We start from the raw sequence: 22,909 nt of genomic DNA on the forward strand, positions 1-22,909 counted from the left end.
TCCGGACCCCCGCCCCCCGCGACTCCAATTCGCGGGCGGGGCGCCGTTCGTGGCTGGCGCGGGCGGGTGGCCGGGCCCGGCGGGAACGGTGGCCGGCCCCGGGTGGTGGCCGCACGGTGGCGGACGTCGCGGGAGGCCCGGAGGCGGTACAGGCCGGTCGGGCGGGTGCTGGACGGCCGGGTGGCAGGGCTCAAAAGCGGCTCACTGGGAGGGGGGCGCGGATTGGGCCGGGAGGGGGAAAGTGCAGGTCAGAGGCGGTTTCGGGTTGGACAAGACCCCCCGAGTCATGGTTTAATTGAGTCATCAAGGCGGGGAGGGCAACCCCCGCCGAGAGGCCCCGGCCGAACCGGCCGGGGGAACCACCGACACCGAGGACAACACCTTGACCACCGCTGTGAAGACCGCGCCCGAGTCCGACGCTGCCGCCGAGGAGAAGGCGGCCGCCCCGGCCCCGTGGCCGCTCGCGTCCATCGCCGACCTGCTCGCCCATCCGGGCAACGTCCGCGCCACCGAGGCGGACGCGGAGCTCACCGCCTCGATCGCCGAGCACGGCATCGAGGACCCGTTGCACGTCGTCCAGCTCAGCGACGGCACGCCCCAGGTGATCGACGGGTTCCGGCGGATCGCCGCCGCCCAGGCGGCCGGGCTGGAGGCCGTTCCCTACTCCCCGATCCCGCAGATCCGGGTCAGCGACCTGACGCCCCACAAGGGCAACCTGCGCAAGGACCTGCGGCTGACCCGGGAGTTCGTGGCCAGCATTCGCGCGGACGGCGTGACGATCCCGGTCATCATCACCACCGGCGAGGGCGGCGCGTTGCTGCTGGTCGACGGACACCGCCGTCTCGCCGGGGCGATCGAGGCCAAGCGCACCCACGTCCCGTACGAGCGGCGCGAGCGCAACGCCGCTCAGCAGCGGCTCGACATGCTCACCACGGCGGTGCACCGCGCGCCGCTCACCGTGAGCGAGGTGACCGCCGGACTGTTCGACGCCGCCGAGTTCGGTGCGAGCACCGCCCAGATCGCCACCGCGTCCGGCCAGACCCAGAAGACCGTCAAGGCCGTGGTGAAGGCCGCCGGGGCCGCCCCGGTCAAGGCCCTGCGCGAGGCGGTGCCCGCCGTCGCCCTGACGCTGGACCAGATGAGCGACCTGTCCGCGCTGGACGACGAGACGGCCGCCATGAAGGAGATCGCCGAGGCCGCCGCCAAGGGCGAGAACCTCACCTACGTGATCCGGCGGGTCAAGGCCCGCCAGGAGGCCGACAAGTCGGCCGCCGCCCGGTTGGTCGAGCTGCAGGCCGCCGGGGCCCGCGTCCGCGAGGCGGACGAGCTGAGCGAGAAGGCCCAGCGGATCTACTACCTGCGCGACCAGGACGGTAAGAGCTACAGCGAGGAGCGGCACGCCGCCGAGTGCCGGGGTGCGGTGTTCGTGCGCGGGACCGGCGACTACACCCAGTGGTGCGCGAACCCGGGCCTGTATGAGCACAAGGTGGTGCACCCCAACGAGGCCGGGCCGCGCAAGACGGCCGCCGAGACCCGGGCCATCAAGGCCGGAAACATTGACTGGCAGGCGTCCACCGACACCCGCCGGGCGTGGGTCAAGGCCCTGCTGGCCAAGGGCCGCAAGTACACCGCCGCCGAGACCGCCGCACTGCAGAAGGCCGTCACCCTGGCCATGCTGAGCGGGTTCGGCAGCATCTCCGGCCGGTTCGGCGACCACCGGACCTTGCCGACCCTGGCGGAGCTGCTCGGCACGGGCGGCGCGCGAGAGGCGGACTTCGTCAAGCTCATGGACCGGGCCACCGCCGCCCGGCTGGTCGCCCTGGCATTCGCCAAGATCGCCGCGTGCGGGGAGATGGACGCCACCCGCGAGGCGTGGCGCGAGGACGGCGGTGGCCGCCGCACCAAGACCCGCGAGTACCTCGGGCTGCTGGTGATGCTCGGCTACAAGCCCACCGTGATCGAGCAGGCCGTCATGGCCGACAAGTCGTACACGCCGAAGCCCTGACCCCCCGCCGGGGCGGGCGGTCCGCCCGCCCCGGCCCATCCCGCCGACCACCAGAGGAGAGACGTCGACATGAGCGCCTGCTACACCTGCGACAGCGGCCGGTACCGCTGCCCCCGCGACGAGGGCAAGGCCGGGTGCACCTTCCAGACTGAGGCCGAGAACCAGGCCGCACGCGAGGCGATGGAGCCGGAAGACGGCCCGTACGACGGCGATTGGTGACCAGGATTCACCCGGTCGGCAGGGGGTCTGAGCTGTACCTTTGCCCAGAATCATGGTTTAATTGAGTCATCAAGACGGGGGAGGGCAACCCCCCGCCGAGACCCCCGGGGCCGACCGGCCCCGGGGGGCAACTCCACCAACAGGAGCCCGAGTTGAACGCCAAGACCTACCGCACGGACGCCCCGATCGCCGCCGGTCTCGACCTGGCCGAGCTGCTCTGGAACGGCGAGATCCGCGTCATGGCCGCCGGTCCGGACGGCGCGTGGACCGCCACCCCGGCCCACGGCAGCGTGGCCCGCGCCTTCCCGACCCCCGAGCACGTGCGCGCGTTCGCGGACTACACCCGCCACACCGCCGCGCAGGCCGCCGCCGAGCCTGAGGGCGAGTTCCTGCGGCGGATGAGCGCCAAGGCCGCCGAGATCAGCGCCGCCACCCAGCGCTGACGGACCGTCTCCCCGCCACGGCCCGGCGGGAGCGGAGGGCAACCCGCCCCCGCCGGGCCCACCCACCAACACCGAGAAGGACCAGCACCGTGCAGAAGACCACCGCACCCGCCAGCACCGACACCGGGTGCTGCCAACTCGCCCCCGCCGCCGCCACCGCCGTCCAGCTTTCCGAGCTGATCCAGGCCCGCGCGATCGCCCGCCACCTGCCCGGTCTCGGGATCGAGTCCAACCGGATCGCCGCCGCGTGGGACGCCGAGGAGGCCGCCGCCGTGGTCCGCGTCGACAGCGCCCGGGGTCTGTGGGCGCTGGTGATCCCGCCGGTCGGCACCGCCTTCCCGGTCCGGTGGCGCGGCAAGCGGGTCGGCGCGCTGGACGTGCGCCGGGTGCCCGCCGTCACCGACAGCGCCACCGCCGTCCACCTGGCCGCCTACCTGCGCGACCGCGCCGCCCTGTAGTCGAGGAGACCCCCATGGCCCAGCAGCCCCTGTTCACCCCGTACACCCCGGTCGAGATCGCCGCCGCCGGATACGAGGCCCGGTCCGCCCAGCGCGAGCACGACCGGCTGCACCACCAGTACGGCCGCCGCGCGGAGCCCACCGTGTTCGCCCAGGCGTACCGCGACGCCGCCGAGGAGGCGTTCGAGGACGTGATCGCCCGCATCGCGCCCCGACCGGCCGACTGACCGACCACCGATCCCAGCCCGGCGAGGGCGGAGGGCAACCCGCCCCCGCCGGGCCCACTCCACCAACACCCCGAAGGACAGGCCATGTTCGACATTGAGACCCCCGGCACCCGCACCACCCCCGACCAGCTGGACGTGATCGAGGCTCTGCGCGTCTGCTCCGCGCTGGTCGAGGTGCGCGGCTTCTACCAGCCGCTCAGCCGCCAGTGGGAGGAGCGCCCGCCCACCGCGATGGAGGCGGAGCAGTACCTGCGCGGGTACGACTACCCCGAGCTGCGGCGCGAGGTGGACGCGGTCACCGACGCGGTGGACGCCGCCGCCGAGGCACTCCAGTGGTGCCTTGACGGCCAGTTCAGCGCCGACAAGTACCGCCAGCGTCTGGCCGCGATCGCCCGCCACCCGGTCACCGTCTGGCGCAACTTGGGGTGGCTCGCGTCGGTGCCCGCCGCCATGAAGCGGGAGCGCGCCGCCGAGGAGACGGCGAAGGCGGCGGAGGTGTCCCGGCACCTCGGAGTGGTCGACTACCGGCTGACCGGGCTCACCCTGTCGGTCGTGCGCGTGCTCGACCTCGGCCAGCGGACCTACGGCTACCACTCCCAGCCCCGGCACCGGCTGATCTTCCGCGACGCTGAGCTGAACGTCCTGACGTGGCTGTGCACCAGCACCCGCCGCCCGGCCACCGGCCGCACCGTCAACCTGTCCGGCACGGTCAAGGCCCACGGCCACTACCGGGGCACCGCGCAGACCGAACTCACCCGGTGCCGGTGGGACTACGCCACCAGCTGACCGGCCGCCGGTCCCGGGGTACCGCCCCGGGACCGGCCCGGCCCCCGGGCGGGTGTCCGGGTCGCGGCGGCATCGAGCCGCCGCACCCCGGGCTGCCGCGCCCGGCCGCCCGCCGGCCTTTCCCGCCCGGTCCCCCGGGGCCGGACACCACTACCCCCACCACCACGATGAAGGGCACCACCATGACCACCCTTGGCGAAGCGTTCGACACCGCGTACGCCCTCGCGGACCGGCTGGCCGATCTGGGCTTCGCCGCCCACGTCGCGGGCGACCCCCTCCACCTCGGAGCCGCCGAGCTCAACATCACGGCGGACGGCCGACCCGTCAGCCTCTTTCTCGTGCTCGCCGAGGGAGACCTGTCGTGGGAGGCGGTCAGCGACGCCCCGGACGACACCAACGGCGACGTCATCGAGGAGGGCACCCGCTACGGCGTCGACCTCCACCAGGCCGCCGAGCACACACAGCGGTGGCTCGCCGCAGTCGGCCACCGGCCCGAGTACCCCGCGACGGAGTTCGGCGGCGACGACCTGGCCCGGGTCACGGCGGAGCGGATGACCGGCACCGTCAGGGAGTCGACCTACGGCCAGTGGCAGATCACCCTCCCCGACGGCCCGCACGTCCTGGTCACCGACTGCGAGGGCGGCCTGTTCGCCGTCCGCGCCGTCCCCTGCGACCGGCCCGACCCGGCCGGTGAGTGCGAGAACCCCGACCACGAGTGGCCGACCACCGACGCTGACCCGGGCAGCACCGTCGACCTGTCGGAGGGCGGCCACACCCTCGGCGAGGCCGCCGCCCGCATCGAGCACGCGGCGGCCGGCCAGCTGCACACCCTGCGCGCCACCGGCCGCTGACCTACGACTTCCGCACGGGAGGGCAACCCCGCGCGGACCCCGGTGCGGCCCGACCCGGGCCGCACCACCACCAACACCCCGAAGGAACAACCATGTTCGAGAACAAGCGGGCCGCCGAGGCCCTCGCCGCCGCCCTCACCCGGGCCCGCATCCCCGCCGAGGCCGTCGACCTGGCCGGTGGCTGCCACTCCGCGCGGATCGAGCTGACCGTCTCCGGCAGCTACGGCGCGCTCTACCTGGAGCCCGACGAGGACGCCCTGTACTGGCAGCTGGACAACGCCGACACGGAGATGGTCAGCTGCGGCACCTGGCCCGCCGTCATCCCCGCCCGCCGCAACCACCGTACGGTCAGGCTGGTCCGCCGCTGGCTCAAGGCGAACCGCGCCACCGTCGGCCGTCCCGCGCCCGCCCCGATCGAGTACCTGATCGGCGACGAGGTGAACGGCTGGATGTGGGTGTTCTCCCTGGTGGCCACCCGGTACGCCGAGGCGCTGGTCAACGGCCGCATCACCCCGGACGAGGACGCCAAGGCCCTCGCCGCGCTCTACCCCGAGCTCACCGAGGAGTACGGGCTGGACGACGGCGACGGATGGGAAGCCGGGATCGGCATCATCCACGCCCTCGCCCACGGCTGGATCGTCAATCTCGACCAGGACCAGGACCACCCCGACTACGGGCGCGAGTGGTGCTGGACCGTGCAGGGCCTGAACACGCAGCACGGACCCGACGCCGTCCAGCGTCTGCGGAACGCCTTCCAGGGCGACGTGCTGGCCGCCGCCCGCGCCTTCCTGGCGCAGAAGCGCACCACCTGACCCGACCCAGCCCCGGGCCGCGCGGGAGGGCAACCCCGCGCGGCCCGGCCGGGCCAGCCGGCCCCGGCCCCACCACCAACCCGAGAAGAAGGACCAACTCCCGTGATCACGTGGAACCCCGACGACCTGCTCGCCGACGCCGTCCGCGCCGAGCTGACCCGCCGAAGCCTCGCCTACGAGGTGCACGGCAGCGCCGCCTGCACCTACCTGGTCCTGCCGCTGCCGGGCGGCTGCGGCGAGGTGGCGATGTCCGACATCAACAGCGACCTGCGCGGCACGATCGGCGAGTACGCCGGTTTGCACGCCCACTACTTCCCGATCGGCCACCTGGAGGGGCGCGACGACGAGGTGGTGCTGTTCGAGTCGCCGAACTTCGGCGACCACCGCAGCCCCGACCGGTTCCCCGTCGAGTTCGCCGAGCTGCTCGGCGCAGTCGAAAGCTGCTTCCGGCTGTTCGCCCCGCGCCGCCAGGCCGCCGAGCGGCTGCGGGAGATCGCCGCGACCGAGACCGTCGGCCGCCGCCCGGCCCCGGACCCGGCCCCCGCCGGCTACCGCTGGCGCCGGGCCGCCGACGGCACCGTGGCCCTGTCGGTGACCGCCACCGCCGTCATGGACGCGGAGGCGATCGCCGCCAAGCTCTACGCCACGTTCAGCAAGCCGTTCGAGGGCGGCGACCCGCTCCCGCCGCTGCTGACCGTCCAGGACGTGATGCAGGTGCTCGCCAGCGAGTCCGCCGGATGCGCCGACGGCTGGCACTTCTGGGCCGCCGAGCCCGGCCAGGACGCATGGGACACCGTGCACCCTTGGGCCAAGGCCCAGGTCCGCCGCCTGTTCCCCGAACTGACCTGGCCCCCGGCCCAGGACTGACCGCACCCCAGCCGGTCCCGGGCCCAGCGCCCGGGGCCGGCCCCGGCTCCCGGGGCGGTGACCGGGTCGCGGCGGCATCGAGCCGCCGCGCCCCGGGCTGCCGCGCCGCCAGCCCCGCCCCTGCCAACACCCCATCGAGGAGCTTGTTTTGAACCCCCTGATCCCCGCCCGCGTCATGCTTGACGACCTCGGCCCGTTCGACTGCCTCACCTTCGGCGACACCTGCCCGAACGGCTACGATCTGCCCGTCCTGACCCTGGCGCACGTCCGCCGGATCGCTGCGGCCCTGGACGCCGAACAGGCCCTCCGTCCCGGCGCGGACACCCTGCGCGTCGTCGGGGAGAGGGTCGAGGTGCGGGGCAAAGAGGGCGAGCTGGTCGAGTTCTGCCCGCCGGGCGCCGATGGCCGGTACCGCGTCGGCCACGGGTACTGGACCTGGCGGATCGTGGACCCCGCCCCCGCCGTCCCGGCCGAGGAGAACCCCGTGCGCGCGGCCGCCGCGGGCCTCGCCCGCGCCCTTGCCGAGCTGGTCGGCACCTACCCGACCGACGAGGAGGGAGAGGTGGGCGCGGTCCTGACGCTGCGGCACCCCGACGGGACCCCGGCCGGGACGGTCGTCCTGCAGCCCGGCCACCTGTCGTGGCTCACCGAACTGGTGCAGGAGTCGCTCACCACTGAGCGCCTCGCCCACCCCGACGAGCAGGGTGACCCGCCGTGGGACAGCCTCCCGGGCTGACCGCCCGCCCCGTCTGCAGGCCGGCCGTGCGGGTGGTCGGCCTGCCGGGCGGTGGTCCGCCGGCGGTTGGGTGCGGGTGGTCGCCTTCCGGCATCGGCCTTGCGGCCGATCCGGCAGTGGGCGCGCACCGGGCGTGTGCCCGCGCCGTGCGGCTCCGGCGGCCGGGTGCGGCGTGCGTTCCCGCGCCGCGGGGGTCTTGGGAGGCTTCGCCCGCGCGCTCAGCCTCGCGGGGGGCTCCTCCGGACCCCCGCCCCCCGCGACTCCAATTCGCGGGCGGGGCGCCGTTCGTGGCTGGCATGGGCGGGTGGCCGGGCCCGGCGGGAACGGTGGCCGGCCCCGGGTGGTGGCCGCACGGTGGCGGACGTCGCGGAGGGCCAAGAGGTGCTGCAGCTCGGTCGGGCGGGTGCGGGACAGCCAGGTGGCAGGGCTCAAAAGCGGCTCACTGGGAGGGGGCGCGCACTGGGCCGAGCGGGTGAATTCCCAGGTCAGGGCCCCTTTGGGGCTGGACAGCACCCCTGAAACCATGGTTTAATTGAGTCATCAAGGCGGGGAGGGCAACCCCCGCCGAGAGGCCCCGGCCGAACCGGCCGGGGGAGCCACCAACAGCGAGGAACCCCCGATGACCACCAAGACCCTGGCCGCCGTCCCGTCCGGAGCCGTCAAGATCGCCAAGGCCGCCGCCGCCGCCGGGTGGACCACCGAGGTGTCCACCTGCGGAGACGACTCGTACCGGTTCTACGTCCTCAGCGGCACCAACGGCGCGGGCGAGGAGTTCCAGGCGTCGTGGGTCGGCACCGGCAGCCGGTGGCGGATCGACGGCAGCCCGACCGTCCGGGTCGGGGGCAGCGACTGGATCGGCGGGAAGCTCGCCGACGTGACCGGCGTCATCGAGAACAACCCCGCCCCGGTCGCCGAGGAGCCCGCCGAGGCCGAGGCCCCGGCCGAGCCGGTCACGGTGGAGGCCGCTCCGGCCGCCGAGGCCGCGCCGGTCGAGTGGCTGTTCCCGTGGCGTGCCGACGAGGACGACGACGGATACCCGATCGAGTTCCGCAACGCGCTGTGCGACCAGGTGTACTACGGCATTGGGCGGCACACGACGGTGCCGTCCCGGGTCCGTGTCCACCACATCGAGAGCCGGACCCAGCTGGCCACGGTCGACACGGAGGAGGAGGCCGCCGCCGTCATCTCCGCGCACCGGGCCGAGCTGGAGGCCGAGCGCGCCAAGGAGGCCGCAGCGAAGGCCGAGGCCCTGCGCGAGCGGGTGCGCGGGTACGGCTTCACCGCCGCCGACATGGAGGCCCTGGCCAGCGCGTACACCGGTCGTCTCCACCGGGACCACCCCAGCTTCGCCAGCCTGGTTGCGCGCGGTTGGCTGGTCCCGTGGATCGTCGGTGCCTACACCTACACCTACGGTCCGGACACCGAGCTTGCCTGGCGTCAGGCGGACCGGGGCATCCGGGCCGGATGGCTCACCGCCCCCGAGCAGCGCGAGCAGGCCCCCACCTGGCGGTGCGTCGAGTGCGACGTCTACAACACCGGGGCCGACCAGGTGTGCACCAAGTGCGGAGACGGCCCCGCCGAGGTGGTCGAGCGGCCGGAGCTGGAGGAGCCCGCCACCTGGCAGTGCGGAGGGTGCCAGGCCCACAACGGCATGGGCGAGCCGGAGTGCACGGTGTGCGGATTCGGCCCGCTCGACAGCGCCGAGCAGGACGCCCACGCCTACGACGAGGAGGCCGAGGCGGAGGAGCCCGCCCCGGTCGCGGCCGCCCCCTCCCCGTTGGCCGCCGCCCAGGCCGCCCACCTCTACACGATCAAGCGCACCGGTCACGGCCGCTGGCACCTCACCGTGGCAGGCGAGCTGTACGAGATCACCCGGCTGACCGGCCGCGCGTCCTACGCCGTCGAGCACGTCGCCGGAGCCGGTCCGGCCCGGGTCGGCGAGCCGGTCGGCAGCCTCACCAGCGCCGCCCACCAGGCCAAGCAGCACGTCCGGTCCCTGGCCCTGGCCGCGTGATCGGCCCCCGGTCCCGGGCCCCGCGCCCGGGACCGGGGCCCCGCCCGACGGGCGGGTGACCGGGTCGGAGCGGCATCGAGCCGCCCCGACCCGGGGCTGACGCCCCCTCGGCCGACCCGGCCGAGCCTTCCGGACCACCACAGACCCCCGCGCGGGAGGGCAACCCCGCGCGGCCCCCGGCCCGACCCCGGGCCGGACACCACCAACACCGAAGGACGGAACCCCATGACCGCCATCACCACCACCACCGACCCCGACCTGACCCCCGGGACCGCCGGGCAGATCGTGGCCGACATCCGGGCCGCCATCGAAACCGGGCTCGCCCCGCTGTTCGCCGCGATGGAGTGGGCCGAAGAGGAGATCGAGGACGGCCAGGCCCGCCACGGCGAGCGCGGCCAGCACACGAGCCGGATTTGGCGTGAGTCGTTCGCGCTGGCCCGGCCGACTCACGACCGGTTCAGCCGCGCGGAGATCCTCTACCGTGCCCACGTCTCCGAGTTGGTCGACCGGGTCGCCACCGGCAAGGACACCCGCCCCGGGACGACGGCCGAGCTGATCGCCGTTCTCATGGACTGCAGTTTGGTCGGGCCGCTGAACTCTGCCGCCAGCTGCCTGCAGATGCGGCTGTTCGCCCGCGCCTTCCCGGCCGCGTTCGAGCAGCACATTGCCGAGGCGGTCGAGCTGGAGGCGTACGAGACCGTGCACGGCAAGCAGGCCGACGAGTACGAGGCCGAGATGCGGCGCAGGGCCGCCCAGCCGTGGCGGGTCACCAAGGACCGGCGGACGCCGGAACTGGACCAGCAGACGCCGAAGGCGCTGGAGGCCCCGACCCAGCTTCTGTTGGAGCTGTGAGCCTCGGCCCCGCCCCGGCCGGTGGCCGGGGCGGGGCCGGCCGGCCGGGGCGGCATCGAGCCGCCCCGGGCCGGGCTGACGCTCCCTCGGCCGACCGGCCGATTCCTCCGCACCACCCCAGACCACCGCGCGGGAGGGCAACCCCGCGCGGCCCCCGGCCCGACCCCGGGCCGGACACCACCAACACGAGACGAGGCCACCATGACCACCACCCCCGCCCTGACCGTCGGAACCCGCGTCTTCCACGACGCGGCCGACGCCGACGCCCCCGACCACGGCACCATCCGGCTGATCACCACGGACACCAACCCCGGCGCTCAGTACCCCGTGACGTACGTCGTGGAGTGGGACCGCCAGCAGGGCAGCACCGACGAGTGCGAGGCGTGCGAGCTGAACCCGCTGCCCGCCACCGGGCAGCAGGCGCCGCAGCCGGTCCCCGCGATCGAGCCGGGCGTTCGCGTCGAGGGCACGATGACCTACCAGGCCCCGGGAGCCGGGGCCGCGCCCCGCGAGATCATCCGGCGCGGCACCTACACCGGGCCCCGGGGCGGCGCTCAGCACACCGTGCGGTGGGACGGTTCCGACGTGCCCCAGGCCGCCGAGGCCGCCGACTTCCGGGCCGTCCACCCCGACGTGATCCAGGCGGAGCGCCGCGCCACCCGCCACACGGTCGGTGACCGGGTTGAGTGGCGGGACGGGACGCGCAACGGCCGGGTACTGGAGACCGCGACGTTCTTCGGTTCATCGGGTCTGGCCCGGACCCTGGTCCGCGTCGCGTGGACCGGTGAGAGGGTTCCCGATCGGCGCTGGCACGAGGCCGCCGAGCTCTACCCGATGCACGGTGCCCAGCTCGCCGCCGAGTACGGCCGCCGCCGCCGTAACGGCCAGTCGCACGCGCAGGCCATGGCCGTCTACCACGGCGACATCCACCGCCCGGCCCCCGCCGCCGTCCGCAACGAGGACCGCGCGTTCCCGCTGGACCGCTGACCGCCCGGCCGGCCCCGGTGGCGCCGCCCCGGGGCCGGCCGGCCCGCCGGTCGCGCGGCCGGCCGGGGCGGCATCGAGCCGCCCCGGGCCGGGGCTGACGCTCCCTCGGCCGACCGGTCGATTCCTCCGCACCACCGAAGGCCGCCGCCCGGGAGGGCAACCCCGGGCGGCGGCCGGACCCACCAACAACGAGAGGCACCCGCCGTGAACAGCTTCGCCGTCAACACCCGCGTCTCCCGCCGCGCCGCCAACCCCGAGACCCCCGACCACGGGGTGATCCGGCTGATCATCACCCGCCCCGTCACCGTGTTCGGCCCGCACGTGTCGTACCTGGTCGAGTGGGACCGCCAGCAGGGCCGCACTTTCCGGTACGAGGCCGCCTCACTGGCCCTGGTCCCCGAGCAGGCTGCCCCGCAGGTGATTCCCGGGATTGACGTTGGCGTGCGGGTCGAGGGGGTCACCACTTACCAGGGGCCGGACGCTGACAGCGTCGCCCGGTCGATCCTGCGGCGAGGCAAGTACACCGGCCCCCGGTACACCCACCACACCGTGCTGTGGGACGGCGAGCAGGAGCCCGGGATGGTGGACCGGCGCGACTTCTGGGCCGCCGTCCCCGGCACCGTCCGGTTCGAGCGGGCCCGGCAGGCCGGGTTCGCCGTCGGCGACGTCGCGGAGGCAGTCCGCGACGGCGGGACGGTCAGCGGCCGGGTGCTGGAGATCCTCCCCGGGGCGGGCAAGTGCGTGCGGGTGGCGTGGGTCGGCCAGGACGGCAGCCAGTGGCACGGGGCCGACGAGCTGTACCCGCTGCACGGTGCCCAGCTCGCCCAGGAGTACGAGCGCCGGATGCGGGGTGGCCAGACCCACGAGCAGGCCAGCAGCGTCTACCTCGGCGACTACCGGCCGATCACGGATCTCGCCGTCCGGGCGTACGGCTACATCCTGCCGCTCGACCGCTGACCGGCCGCCGGTCCCGGGGTTGCCGCCCCGGGGCCGGCCCCGCCCCGGTCGCGCGTCCGGGTCGCGGCGGCATCGAGCCGCCGCACCCCGGGCTGCCGCGCGGCAGCCCGCCCGGCCGCAGGGCCAACCGGCCAGCAGCGGACGCCCCTTCGGGGCGGCGCCCCCGGTCCGGCGCGTTCACCGCCGGTGGCCGTGGCCGGCCCCCGGCGGGCGCCGGACGAGCAACCGTCCCCGTCCCGCCTTCCGACCTACCGCACCGCCGCCGACGGCGGCACCGGCGAGGCAACCGCCGGAGACCTCCCCACCGACAGGAGAAGCACCGTGAGCATCGAGCGCGACGACCACAACGAGTCCGCCATCCCGAAGTTCAGCGCCAGCCTCCCGGGCCAGCGCAAGGACGGCACCCCCGGAGCCGGCGGCGGCCGCCCGTTCGGGCCCGACCCCGACGGCGGCACCGGCCGGGTGCCCCGCCAGGGCGAGAACCCCGGCCGCTGACCCAGCCCAACCGGCCGGGCCCGGGAAGACCAGCCGTCTCCCGGGCCCGGCCCCACCGGACGAGGTGCCACCGATGAATCTCCCCCCGATGTGCCAGGCCACCACGCAGGACACCGCCGAGGCCGGCCGCCTGCTCGCCACCGCCCGGCCCTGCCGGGCCGACGCCACCCACCGGGTGGTCGGGCACGCGCTCAACACCCCCACCCTGGCCGCCGCCCACCACGAACTCGCCTGCGCCGAGCACGCCGCCCAGCTCGCCGAGCAGTGGACCGACCGAGGCGTCCGTACCGGCGGCAAGCGCCGCCCGGTGATCGCCCGCGTCCACCCGTACGTGCCCGGCGGGCTCTACCCCACCGAGCTGCAGCCCGCGTTCGAGGGCCTGCCCAGCTTCACCCCGAAGCCCCGGACGGCCCCGGCCGCCCCCGCCCGGCCCAAGCGCACCCCGCCCCCGCGGCAGGCCCCGCTGTGGACGGCGGCCGCCCAGGTCGCGGCCGCCGTCACCGCCACCGAGCCCGGCCACCCGGGCGCCGAGCCGGCCCTGCCCGTGCTGCCCGCGTTCCTCCGCGTCACGTCGCAGAACCTGCGCGATGACCGGTGGTCGGTGGAGTGCTCGCGCCACAGCGGCGAGTGGCACACCGTGCGCCAAGTCGACGGCGACCGGACCGACGCCGAGGACTGGGCCCGCTACCACGCGCTGGAGCACGTCCAGGAGCACCAGCTGGTGACACCCTTCGAGCTGCAGCTGGCCCAGGCCGCGGGCTTCTCCGCCGCGCAGGCCGAAGTCATGAGCTGGGCCGAGCGCGGCGAGCTGGAGGAGGACCTGAACGGCTACTTCGTCGCCGATGGCGGCAACTGGAAGCCCAAGGCGTTCGACGCCCGGCGGGTACGCACCCTCATGGCCCGGGGGTACCTGGCCTGGCATGCCGAGACCACCGGGTACCGCCGGGCCGTTCCGCTCTCCACCGCCGGACGGGCCGCCTGGACCATGTGGAGCCGCGCCCAACGTCTCGGCCTGGTCGAGTACGCCGAGGCGGACACCGAGACCGGCGTCACCGACGTGCGCCGCAGCCAGTACGTGATGCTGCGCGAGGAGTTCCCCGCCGAGCGGGAGGCAGCCAACCGCCGCGCGAAGGAGGCGCCGGCCCCCGGTAGCGAGCCGCGGCCGCCGGCGGTCCGCACCGCCGCGGACTGGCACCACCCGCTCGACGCCGAGCACGTGCTGGTGCGCGAGCGCCTGGTCGAGTACGGCGACCACCGGTACGCCGTGCGCCGTGCGGGGGAGGGGGAACCGATGACGCTCACCCGCGCCGACGGCGGCCCCGTGCTCGCCGAGGGCCTGCGCTGGTGGGGCGAGGTGGAGCGCGCCGTCACCGAGCACGCCCAGGCCGGCGGCGAAGCCGGCCGCGACGAGCTCGGCCCCCGGCCCGTGATCCCGTGGGGCCTGCTGATCCCCTGCCCCGTGACGATCCACCAGGCCGGCTACCGCTGGACCGACGTCGAGTGCAGCGACTGCGAGAAGTACCGCGACCCGGACGACCAGGAACCCGGGCTCGGCGCGCACGACAGCCAGCGCGCCGCCGTCACGGCCGCCGTCTTCCACGCCCAGCGCCACGAGAAGGCCATCCGCGAGTCCATGGAGCAAATGCTGCGGGAGGACGCCGTCAAGGCGCTGGCGCCGGTGTTCACCCTGGAGCTGTACGCGATTCTCGCCGCCGTCGAGGTCCGCGCCGACGGCCTCACCTATGACGGTCGCCGCAGGTTCCGCATGATCCCGGCGGAGACGCCCACCGACGCCAAGCGGCGCGGCCGGCCCGTGCGCCGGGAGCTGGTCGAGCTGCTGCAGCGCGGCGGCTACCTCTACGGCCGCAAGGACGCCGGGCCCGTGCGGCCGACGCCCGACGGAACCCGCGCCGTGCAGGCCCTGGTCGAGGTCGAGCTGCCCGCGACCTGGCCCATGGGCAAGGCGCCCGAAACGCTGCGGGCCGTGCCCGAGGGATGGGCCGAACGGCGCTGGCGCGAGCTGCGGACGGCCGAATGGAAGAAGTCCATGGACCGGCACGCACCGGCCGGTTTTCCCGACCCCGCCACTCTGGTTTAATTGATTCATCATCCTCGGGTGGCCGGCCTCGGCCTGCCGCCCGGGGAACGACAAAGGCCCGCCGCTTACGCGGCGGGCCTCGGCCAGGCGGGCGGCGAAGTTTGGCAACAGGCCGCCCTGCCCACGTCTCCACCAACAAGTGAAGGACGACAGTGATGGTACCCGAATTCCCCTTCCCGGTTGAGCAGCCGAACGACGGCGACCCGTTCCTCGGCGACCTGGTCGTGCTGCGGCCCTCGGTCGCCCGGCACGCCCCCGCCGCCGAGTGGTTCCTGATCGTGGACTTCCACAACGGCGACGCCGAGAGCGGCCTGTTCGAGATCAACCTGCCCGCCGGCCACCCGCAGTGGATGGACTGGGCCCAGGTGGTCGACCGGCACGACGTGGCCGCCGTCATCCGGCACAGCCCGGAAGGGGTCCAGACGTGGCAACTCTGACTCGCCTGCTGCTGCCGGCGCAGAGGTCTGCCACCGACCGAGTGGAGACCCCCGTGACCCCGCCACCCGCCACCCAGCAGCCCGCCGACGACACCGACCCGGCCCTGCTTGCCGCCGCCGTGAACCTGCTCTCCCAGACTCCCGACACGGACACGACCGAGCTCGCCCGCGCCGCCCACCTGTTCCGCCCCGACACCGACGAGCCGACCTGGCGGAGCGTCATCGCCAGCGCACGCGCCCAGCTGCTCGACCGCCCCGGCCTGACCGGCCAGACCGGGCTCAGCCGCGCCACGCTCCAGCGGCTATGGTCCGACCGCGACAGCAACGGCCACCCGCCCGCCGTCACCATCGGCGGGGTGATGCACTGGTGCCTGCCGCAGTGGCAGCGCTGGCACGCGGACCTGACCGCGGCCAAGGCCCGCGAGCAGCACATCGAGGCCGGCGGCATCGACCGCTCCGGCGACCCTGACGAACTGGTGCCGATCAACGCGCTCGCCAAGATCCTCGGCCACAAGGACAGCAGCACCGTGCTGGGCTGGCGCAAGAGCCCCCCGGCCAAGGGCTCCATCGGCGACCTGCTCCGCAGCGAGCCCGACGGGTCCGTGGAGTACCGCGGCCAGGTGGTCCCGGCCTACCGCCGCAGCCGGCTGTGGGAGGCCGCCGCCCAGGCGCCCGCCCGCGGCCAGGGCGGGGGGGCGGGCCGCGGCGCCGGCCGCAAGCCGAAGGCCCACCCGTGGGCCGGCGACCCCCGGCTCGACCTGGCCCGCCGACTGCTCGCCGAGTTCCCCGACGACACCACCGCCGACCTGGTCCGTGCAGCCCGCCAGGCCGACGGTGAGGGCACCGCCGAGCCGACCTGGCGTCAGATCTTCGAGACCGCCCGCAAGCACCGGGAGGCCACGTGACCGCCGCACCCCGCCCCTCCCACCGCAACCGCCCGCCGACCGCCCCGGCCCCCTGCGACCGATGCGACCGATGCGACCGGAGGCCGACGGCATGAGCACACCCGAACCCCGCTGCCCGCGCTGCACCGGCCCCCTCGGTGGAAGTCTCGCCCGTTCCCGCATGACTCACGCCCGGGATCTCGGCATCTGCTCGCCGTGTGCCACGGACGAGGCGATGCGCGAGGTGGCCGGCGAGGCCCCGATCCCCCCGACCGACTGGCCGCGCCGACCGGCCCGGACCTGACCGCCCGCCATCAGCCGCAGGCCGCCCGCGGCCGCCGAAGTACGCCGCAACGGAAGGCGCCCGCCCGTCCAGGGTGGGCGCCTTCCGCGTTCGCCGACCGGGACTGTCACCGCCATCAGGTGCTCATGCCTGGCAGGATGCTGGCGAAGCCGATCAAGCCGGGGGAGTGCGGGTGTCGAGCAGTGGAGCGGAGCGGGCTCTGGCCTACGTGGCCGAGCGCAGTGTCCTGGTGCCGCACGGGTGCCGTTTTTGGAGCGCTGCCCTGACCAGCAAGGGGTACGCCAAGGCCGTCGTCACCGAGGCCGGGCGCGAGCGCACCGTGCGGGTGCACCGGTGGCTGGTCGAGCAGGTGGCGGGCCCCGACCCGCTGCCGCCGGAGCTCAAAGTTGCGCACGGATGCAACGAGAGTCTGTGTGTGCAGATCGACCACCTGGCGGCCGTCTCCCAGCGCGCCAACCTGCAGCAGATGGCGAGGGAGAACCGGGCAGCCGGCCGGGCCCACGTGGGGGTCGCCGACACCCGGGGATCTCTGGGCCGGGCGCAGGCGATCCAGGCCGCGCTCCGCGAGGGGCTCGACTTGCCCGCGCTCGCCGCCGCGATGCTCGCCGGTGAGGCGCGGCCTCTGGTCCGCGAGGTGCTGGAGAGCGGCTACGACCCGGCCGCCTACCTGGCGGCCGTCGCGGCCTCGGACCCCACGCGCGGCCAGCTCCCGCTGTTCTGATCAGGCACCCGCCCGCAACGACACCGGGCCCCGCCTGGCCCATGGGTTCCATGGAGCCGGACGGGGCCCGACGCGCGTTCAGAGAAGTTCAGACAGCGGCCGATCCTGGCCCATCGGTGAGGGCCAGGTCCTGCTCGGCGGGCTCGCCGTCCTGCTGAGAGGGAACTGTAGCCGACCCGGCGCCGGCGGGCGCGGGGTCGGCGGTGCCTGCGGGTGCGGCGGCCTTCGCCGTGTCGTGGTTCTTCTTGGCCTGGCGGACCTCGGCCGGGGTCATTCCGAGCCGGTCGGCCGCTTCCTTCGGGGTTACCCCGGTGTCGAGCAGCTCGACCACCAGGGCGTCGAGCTTGGCCCGCTTGACGTCGGCCTGCGAGGCGCGTTCCTCGCGGAGCTTGGCAACGCGCTGCTCGGCCTCGGCCAGCAGCTTGGCCGCCCGCCGATCGGTCTCGGCGGAGTGCTCTTCGAGCTCGACCTGCGCGACCAGCACGTCCGCCGCCAGCTGGCGGCGGCGGGCGGCGGCCTGCTCGAACTGCTCGGCCAGCTCGGCGGCACGCAGGCGCGCGGCGCCGCGCGCCGACAGCTGGCGCGCACCTCTGTTCTCTGCCATGAGTTCCTCCGTTGATCGTTCCGACGATCCACATTGTGCACCGGCCGCCCCGCCGGTGGGGGAGTGGTTTCCCGGCCGGCCCGGCCGAACGCCGCCTCGGCGCCCGTCCGGTGGCGTCCGGTCAGCCGTCCGGACCCTGCCGCCCGTCGCCACCGCTCGCCGTTTCGACGGGGCCGCCCGGACCCTGCCGCACCGCCGTCCGGCACTGATCCACCGTCGATTTCTGCAGGTCCGTACCGCACCGCAGTTTCGGCTCTCCCTGTGACGCGCACCCAGGTAGCGCCGCTGGTACGGATTTCCACAGCCCTGCTCGGAGAGCAGGCCCATGGAAATCCGCCGTGCAAGCACGTGACCCTTAACGATCTTCAAATCGCCCGTTCGTTCCTCACATAGCAATTTGAAGATCGTTAAGGGTCACAGCTCAGACACTTGAGTGACCTTGGTGGGTATGATCGCCACATGATGACCGTTCACCGCCTCAGTGCCGGGGACGGGTATGTCTACTACATGCGCGAAACGATCAGCGCAGACGCCCAGCGCGAGCGCGGCCAGGAGCTCGGCGACTACTACACCGCCGAAGGCCAGCCGCCCGGCCTGTGGATGGGTTCTGGCCTGGAACTTCTTGGCATTTCGGGGACTGTCACCGAGGCTCAGATGAAGGCCCTTTTCGGTGAGGGCCTGCACCCGGATGCCGAGCGGATCATCGCCGAGCGCCTCGCCGCCGGCGACCGTGCCACCCGGGCGGTGGCGGCCGCGAAGCTCGGCCGTGCCTTCCCCAAGTTCAAGGGGCCTGACAACCCGTTCAGCCGTCTGCTGGAGGAGGAGCTGGACGCCTTCGCCCGGATCGAGCAGCGTCCCCCGTCCCCCGCCGAGCGGGCCGCCGTGCGCGGCAAGGTCGGCGCACAGCTGTTCCGTGAGGAGCACGGCCGCGGGCCCGCCACCCGGGAGGAGCTGGGCCGGTTCATCAAGAAGGCGGAAGGCGGGAAGCGCCGTGAGGCGGTCGCCGGTTTCGACCTGGTGTTCCGCGCTCCGAAGTCCGTCTCCGTGCTGTGGGCCCTCGGCGACGAGGACGTGCGCAAGGCCGTCGAGCGGGCCCACGAGAAGGCCATGGCCGACACCCTCGCCTGGCTGGAGGCCGAGGCGACGATGACCCGCACCGGCACCGGCGGCATCGCTCAGGAGCACGTCGAGGGCGGGCTGATCGCCGCAAGGTTCCGGCACTACGACAGTCGGCTCGGTGAGCCCCTGCTGCACGACCACCTGGTGATCGCCAACAAGGTGAAAGGCCGGGACGGCAAGTGGCGATCGCTCGACAGTGCCCTGCTGTACGCGCAGAACGTGCCGGCCTCCGAGCTCTACAACGCCCGCGTGGTCGAGGAGGTGTGCGCCGAGCTCGGCCTGCGCGCCGAGGCGCGTGAGGTGACACCCGGCAAGCGGCCGGTGATGGAGATCGCCGGTGTCGGGCATGACCTGATCGAAGCCCACTCCAGCCGGTCCAAGGACATCAAGACCCGCACCGCCGAGCTGGTCGAGGAGTATCGCGATCGCCACGGCCGCGAGCCCTCCAGCAAGGTGCTGACCAAGCTCATGCAGCAGGCGACGCTCGACACCCGGCCCGACAAGAAGGAAGCCCGCTCCCTCGCCGACCTGCGCGTGCAGTGGCGCGAGAGCGCCGTCGCCGAGTTCGGCACCGACCGGGTCGACCGCCTGCTCTGGCACGCGCGGGCGGTCGCGGAGCGGCTCCGGATCACCGAGCCGGCCCCGGCCGCAATCGACATCGAGCAGGCCGCCCGCGAGGTGGTCGCCACTGTCGCCGAGCACCGCAGCGTGTGGGGCGAGCGCCAGGTCATCGCCGAAGCCCGACGGTGGGTCATGCAGGCCACCAAGGGCGCCACCGCCGGGGCCGAGCTCGCCGAGCAGATCACCGCCCGAGCGCTGGCCGCCGACTCCATCAACATCACCCCGCCCGACCCGAACCCGAGCTTCGCGCCGCTCACCCGCGACGACGGGACGAGCATCTACCGGCGCCGCGAGACCACCCTGTACACCTCGGCCGCGGTCCTCGCCGCCGAGGACAGGATCGTGGCCGCCGCCCGGACCAGGGTCATCCCGCCCGTCTCCACCGAGGTCTACGCCCGTGCGGAGGCCGCCTACCAGGAGGCCAACCGCGAGCGGCCGCTGGACGCCGGCCAGCGCGCCCTCGCCCGCACCTTCGCCACCGGCGAGCACCTGGTCCAGGCCGCGATCGGCCCGGCTGGCGCGGGCAAGACCACCGCCATGGCGCTGGCCGCCGAAGCCGTCCGGGCGAGCGGCGGCCGCGTGATCGGCCTCGGTCCCTCTGCCCGCGCGGCCGCCGAGCTCGCGGGCGGCATCGAGTCCCCGGCCTACGTGATCCACGAGTGGCTCGGCGCCCGCAAAGACGCCCACGAAGGACGCCGGGTCCGCCCCGGGTTCGAGCTGTACCCCGGTGACATGGTCATCGTGGACGAGGCCGGGATGGCGGGCAGCAAGCGCCTGGCCGACGTCATCACCGACGCCGAGCGGGCGGGCGCCGTGGTCCGGCTGGTGGGTGACCCGGGCCAGCTGGCGAGCGTCGAGTCCGGCGGCGCCCTTCGCCTGCTCGCCAACGTCGTGGATGTGGTCGAGCTGGAGGTGGTGCACCGCTTCCGCGTCGAGGGCGAGGCCGCCGCCTCGCTCGCCCTGCGCGGCGGCGAGCCCGAAGAGGCATGGGCCTGGTACCTGCAGCAGGGCCGCATCGTCGCGGGCTCGCGCGAGCAGATGGTCCACCAGCTTTTCACCGACTGGCAGCGCGACATCGAGGCCGGCCGCACCGGCATGATGATGGCCGGCGACAACGCCACCGTGGCCCAGCTCAACGAGCAGGCCCAGGCGTACCGGGCGGGCTCCGGGCAGCTCGACCTGACCCGTGGCGTCGACCTGCGCGACGGACTGGAAGCCCACCGCGGCGACCTGGTCGTCTCCCGCCGCAACGCCCGCCGCAACGTCGTGCGCGGTGGCCGCGACTTCGTGAAGAACGGCGACCAGTGGAGCGTGGTCGAGGTCCACGGCGACGGCTCCCTCACCGTGCGGCACACCGACCACGGCGGCCGCGCGACGCTGCCCGCCGACTACGTCAGCAAGTACGTGGAGCTCGGCTACGCAAGCACCGGCCACCGCGGCCAGGGCGCCACCGTCGGTGTCGGCGGCGGCCTGTTCGACGCCAGCACCGGCCGGGAGTCCGCCTACGTCGAGATGACCCGAGGCCGCCTGGAGAACAGGGGCTACGTCATCCTGGAGGACGGCCAGACGATGGCCGATGTCCTGCAGGGCATCGCCCGGAACTCCCAGGCCAGCCGGACCGCCACCGAGACCATCCGCGACGAGCAGGACCGCGCGTGGAACATCCGCCAGCTCGCCAACGAGTACACCGACGTCCACGCGCGCGCCCTGGCCCTGCGCTACCAGAGCATGGCCCGCTCCCAGCTCGGCCTGGCCGCCGAGTCGTTCATCGCGGCCGACGCCTGGCCCGCCGTCGAGAGGGCCCTGCGCGACGCCGAACACGCCGGATTCGCCCCCGAGCCCATCCTGAAAGCCGCCTACAAGGAGCGCGGTTTCAGCGACGCCGAAGACAACTCTGCGGTGCTGAGCTGGCGCATCGACAACCACGTCTCGACCGCTCAGGAGACCCTGCGGCGGCTGGAGGAACAGCCCAGCAGCCGGCCCCTGCGCGACCTGACGGACAACCAGGTCGCCGACCTCACCGTCCGGGCAGCCGAGCGGCGTCAGGCAGCGCTGGAGGAGGTCCGACGGGCCGAGGCCCGGGTCGCCAGCCAGCCCCGCCCGGTGGCCCTCGGCAACGTGACCGCGCCCGCCTGGCCGCACCGCGAGTACGGCGACCTCACCCGCACCCAGCTCTCCGCCGCCATCAGCGACGCACGGCAGGCCGTGCGTCTGACCGCTTCCGCCCACCCGGCGGAGACGCCCGAAGAGACGGCCGAGCGGACCTGGCAGAACCGGGCCGAATCCGTACGTCTGGCGACCCTGCGGAACGAGCAGCGCCTACGCATGGGGATGTCGCAGCGCGACCGCGGCCGCGAGGACTGGCAGCGCGAGCCCGCTCCCGGGCACGCCTCCACCGCCGGCCTGGACGCCGCCACGGTGTCCGCCGGAATGCGCGCCAACGAGGCGACCGAGCAGGAGGCCCACCGCGCCCTGGACCGCGCGGACGTGATCGAGCAGCGCGTGCGCGCCGAACAGCGTCTGCGTCAGCTGCTACCCGTGATCGTGGACACCACACCCGACCACCAGGGCCCCATCCCCGAGTGGCTCGCCCCGCGCGAGACCGAGCGGGACCAGCACACCCCGGCGAGCTGGAACGCCCATCTCGCCGAGCGCCGCGAGGTGATCGAGGAGCGCCTGCGCCAGACCGGCGAGGCCCTCGCACAGGACCCGCCCGCATGGGCCCGGACGCTCGGCCCGGTGCCGCTGCCGGACACCGAACTGCGCGAGACATGGGAGCGGACCGCCGCTCTGGCCGACGCCTGGCGAACCCGCCGGCAACTGCGGGACACCGAGCCCGGGATCGGCGACCGCCCGACGGCGGACCGCGACGCCGAGGCATGGCAGGCCCTGGCCGACCAGGTGGCCCAGGTCGGCCGCCGAGCCCGCGCCACCGAGGCCGCCGCCCAGCGCGGTGAGGCCCTGTTCGGCGCACAACCCGAGCTCAGCGGCGACGCCTTGACGGCAGTCCCCGCGCCGGACCCGGCCACCCTCGCCGTGGCTGAGTACGAGCCGGTGGAGCTGGTCGAGGACCAGGCCGTGCCCGAGCTCGTGGTCGACGTCGCCGAGGAGCCGGCCGAGCGCACCGCCCCGGTGGTCGCGGTGGTCGAGGACGAGCTGCAGGTTCCGGTCGCCGACGTCGCCGAGCCGGTGGAGCTGGTCGAGGACCAGGCCGTGCCCGAGCTCGTGGTCGACGTCGCCGAGGAGCCGGCCGAGCGCACCGCCCCGGTGGTCGCGGTGGTCGAGGACGAGCTGCAGGTTCCGGTCGCCGACGTCGCCGAGCCGGTGGAGCTGGTCGAGGACCAGGCCGTGCCCGAGCTCGTGGTCGACGTCGCCGAGGAGCCGGCCGAGCGCACCGCCCCGGTGGTCGCGG

22 protein-coding genes are annotated in these 22,909 nt (G+C 74.4%); 21 read left to right on the top strand and 1 reads right to left on the bottom strand.

The window, feature by feature from the left end; translation table 11 throughout:
- Nucleotides 1–382 precede the first annotated feature (382 nt).
- The 20 genes from ACZ52R_RS35950 (at nt 383) to ACZ52R_RS36045 (ending at nt 17,153) form a co-directional block, all read left to right on the top strand.
- Nucleotides 383–2,005, top strand: a complete 1,623-nt coding sequence (locus ACZ52R_RS35950) for a ParB/RepB/Spo0J family partition protein (protein WP_465754926.1) — start codon at nt 383–385, stop codon at nt 2,003–2,005.
- A 69-nt stretch (nt 2,006–2,074) separates the two neighbouring features.
- Nucleotides 2,075–2,224, top strand: coding sequence for a hypothetical protein (locus ACZ52R_RS35955; protein ID WP_329492551.1), 150 nt, complete (start codon nt 2,075–2,077; stop codon nt 2,222–2,224).
- Nucleotides 2,225–2,376: 152 nt separating this feature from the next.
- Nucleotides 2,377–2,667, top strand: a complete 291-nt coding sequence (locus ACZ52R_RS35960; protein WP_465754927.1) for a hypothetical protein — start codon at nt 2,377–2,379, stop codon at nt 2,665–2,667.
- 89 nt (nt 2,668–2,756) lie between these two features.
- Nucleotides 2,757–3,125, top strand: a complete 369-nt coding sequence (locus tag ACZ52R_RS35965) for a hypothetical protein (protein WP_465754928.1) — start codon at nt 2,757–2,759, stop codon at nt 3,123–3,125.
- 14 nt (nt 3,126–3,139) lie between these two features.
- Nucleotides 3,140–3,352, top strand: coding sequence for a hypothetical protein (locus ACZ52R_RS35970; protein ID WP_465754929.1), 213 nt, complete (start codon nt 3,140–3,142; stop codon nt 3,350–3,352).
- Between the two features lie 84 nt (nt 3,353–3,436).
- A complete protein-coding gene (locus tag ACZ52R_RS35975) occupies nt 3,437–4,138 on the top strand; it encodes a hypothetical protein (RefSeq protein ID WP_465754930.1) in 702 nt (233 codons plus the stop codon).
- 182 nt (nt 4,139–4,320) lie between these two features.
- Nucleotides 4,321–4,989 (top strand): hypothetical protein, encoded by a 669-nt coding sequence (locus ACZ52R_RS35980; RefSeq protein WP_465754931.1) that lies wholly within the window; start codon nt 4,321–4,323, stop codon nt 4,987–4,989.
- 92 nt (nt 4,990–5,081) lie between these two features.
- Nucleotides 5,082–5,801, top strand: coding sequence for a hypothetical protein (locus ACZ52R_RS35985; RefSeq protein WP_465754932.1), 720 nt, complete (start codon nt 5,082–5,084; stop codon nt 5,799–5,801).
- Between the two features lie 102 nt (nt 5,802–5,903).
- Complete coding sequence (locus ACZ52R_RS35990; protein ID WP_465754933.1) at nt 5,904–6,668, top strand: hypothetical protein; 765 nt, start codon at nt 5,904–5,906, stop codon at nt 6,666–6,668.
- A 148-nt stretch (nt 6,669–6,816) separates the two neighbouring features.
- Nucleotides 6,817–7,404: a hypothetical protein gene (locus ACZ52R_RS35995; RefSeq protein WP_465754934.1), complete on the top strand. Its 588-nt coding sequence runs from the start codon at nt 6,817–6,819 to the stop codon at nt 7,402–7,404.
- A gap of 619 nt (nt 7,405–8,023) precedes the next feature.
- The gene (locus tag ACZ52R_RS36000) at nt 8,024–9,418 is read left to right on the top strand and encodes a hypothetical protein (RefSeq protein ID WP_465754935.1); all 1,395 of its coding nucleotides are present in this window, start codon (nt 8,024–8,026) and stop codon (nt 9,416–9,418) included.
- A gap of 225 nt (nt 9,419–9,643) precedes the next feature.
- On the top strand, nt 9,644–10,270 hold the full coding sequence (locus tag ACZ52R_RS36005; protein WP_465754936.1) for a hypothetical protein: 627 nt from the start codon (nt 9,644–9,646) through the stop codon (nt 10,268–10,270).
- 201 nt (nt 10,271–10,471) lie between these two features.
- Nucleotides 10,472–11,257 (top strand): hypothetical protein, encoded by a 786-nt coding sequence (locus ACZ52R_RS36010; protein ID WP_465754937.1) that lies wholly within the window; start codon nt 10,472–10,474, stop codon nt 11,255–11,257.
- A gap of 204 nt (nt 11,258–11,461) precedes the next feature.
- Nucleotides 11,462–12,214: a hypothetical protein gene (locus ACZ52R_RS36015; RefSeq protein WP_465754938.1), complete on the top strand. Its 753-nt coding sequence runs from the start codon at nt 11,462–11,464 to the stop codon at nt 12,212–12,214.
- Nucleotides 12,215–12,535: 321 nt separating this feature from the next.
- The gene (locus ACZ52R_RS36020; protein WP_465754939.1) at nt 12,536–12,709 is read left to right on the top strand and encodes a hypothetical protein; all 174 of its coding nucleotides are present in this window, start codon (nt 12,536–12,538) and stop codon (nt 12,707–12,709) included.
- Nucleotides 12,710–12,782: 73 nt separating this feature from the next.
- A complete protein-coding gene (locus ACZ52R_RS36025) occupies nt 12,783–14,807 on the top strand; it encodes a hypothetical protein (RefSeq protein WP_465754940.1) in 2,025 nt (674 codons plus the stop codon).
- Between the two features lie 155 nt (nt 14,808–14,962).
- Nucleotides 14,963–15,244 (top strand): DUF6211 family protein, encoded by a 282-nt coding sequence (locus tag ACZ52R_RS36030; protein ID WP_465754941.1) that lies wholly within the window; start codon nt 14,963–14,965, stop codon nt 15,242–15,244.
- On the top strand, nt 15,232–16,149 hold the full coding sequence (locus ACZ52R_RS36035; RefSeq protein ID WP_465754942.1) for a hypothetical protein: 918 nt from the start codon (nt 15,232–15,234) through the stop codon (nt 16,147–16,149). Before ACZ52R_RS36030 ends, ACZ52R_RS36035 begins: the two co-directional genes overlap by 13 nt.
- 160 nt (nt 16,150–16,309) lie before the next feature.
- On the top strand, nt 16,310–16,432 hold the full coding sequence (locus ACZ52R_RS36040) for a hypothetical protein (RefSeq protein WP_465754943.1): 123 nt from the start codon (nt 16,310–16,312) through the stop codon (nt 16,430–16,432).
- A gap of 172 nt (nt 16,433–16,604) precedes the next feature.
- Nucleotides 16,605–17,153, top strand: coding sequence for an HNH endonuclease (locus tag ACZ52R_RS36045; protein ID WP_465754944.1), 549 nt, complete (start codon nt 16,605–16,607; stop codon nt 17,151–17,153).
- Nucleotides 17,154–17,241: 88 nt separating this feature from the next.
- Here ACZ52R_RS36045 and ACZ52R_RS36050 read toward each other — a convergent pair whose 3' ends face one another.
- Nucleotides 17,242–17,757, bottom strand: coding sequence for a hypothetical protein (locus ACZ52R_RS36050; RefSeq protein ID WP_465754945.1), 516 nt, complete (start codon nt 17,755–17,757; stop codon nt 17,242–17,244).
- Nucleotides 17,758–18,216: 459 nt separating this feature from the next.
- Here ACZ52R_RS36050 and mobF point away from each other — a divergent pair.
- On the top strand, nt 18,217–22,909 hold a 4,693-nt coding region (mobF, locus tag ACZ52R_RS36055), incomplete at its 3' end, for a MobF family relaxase (RefSeq protein ID WP_465754946.1).

This window comes from Kitasatospora sp. NPDC034023 (assembly GCF_055575795.1).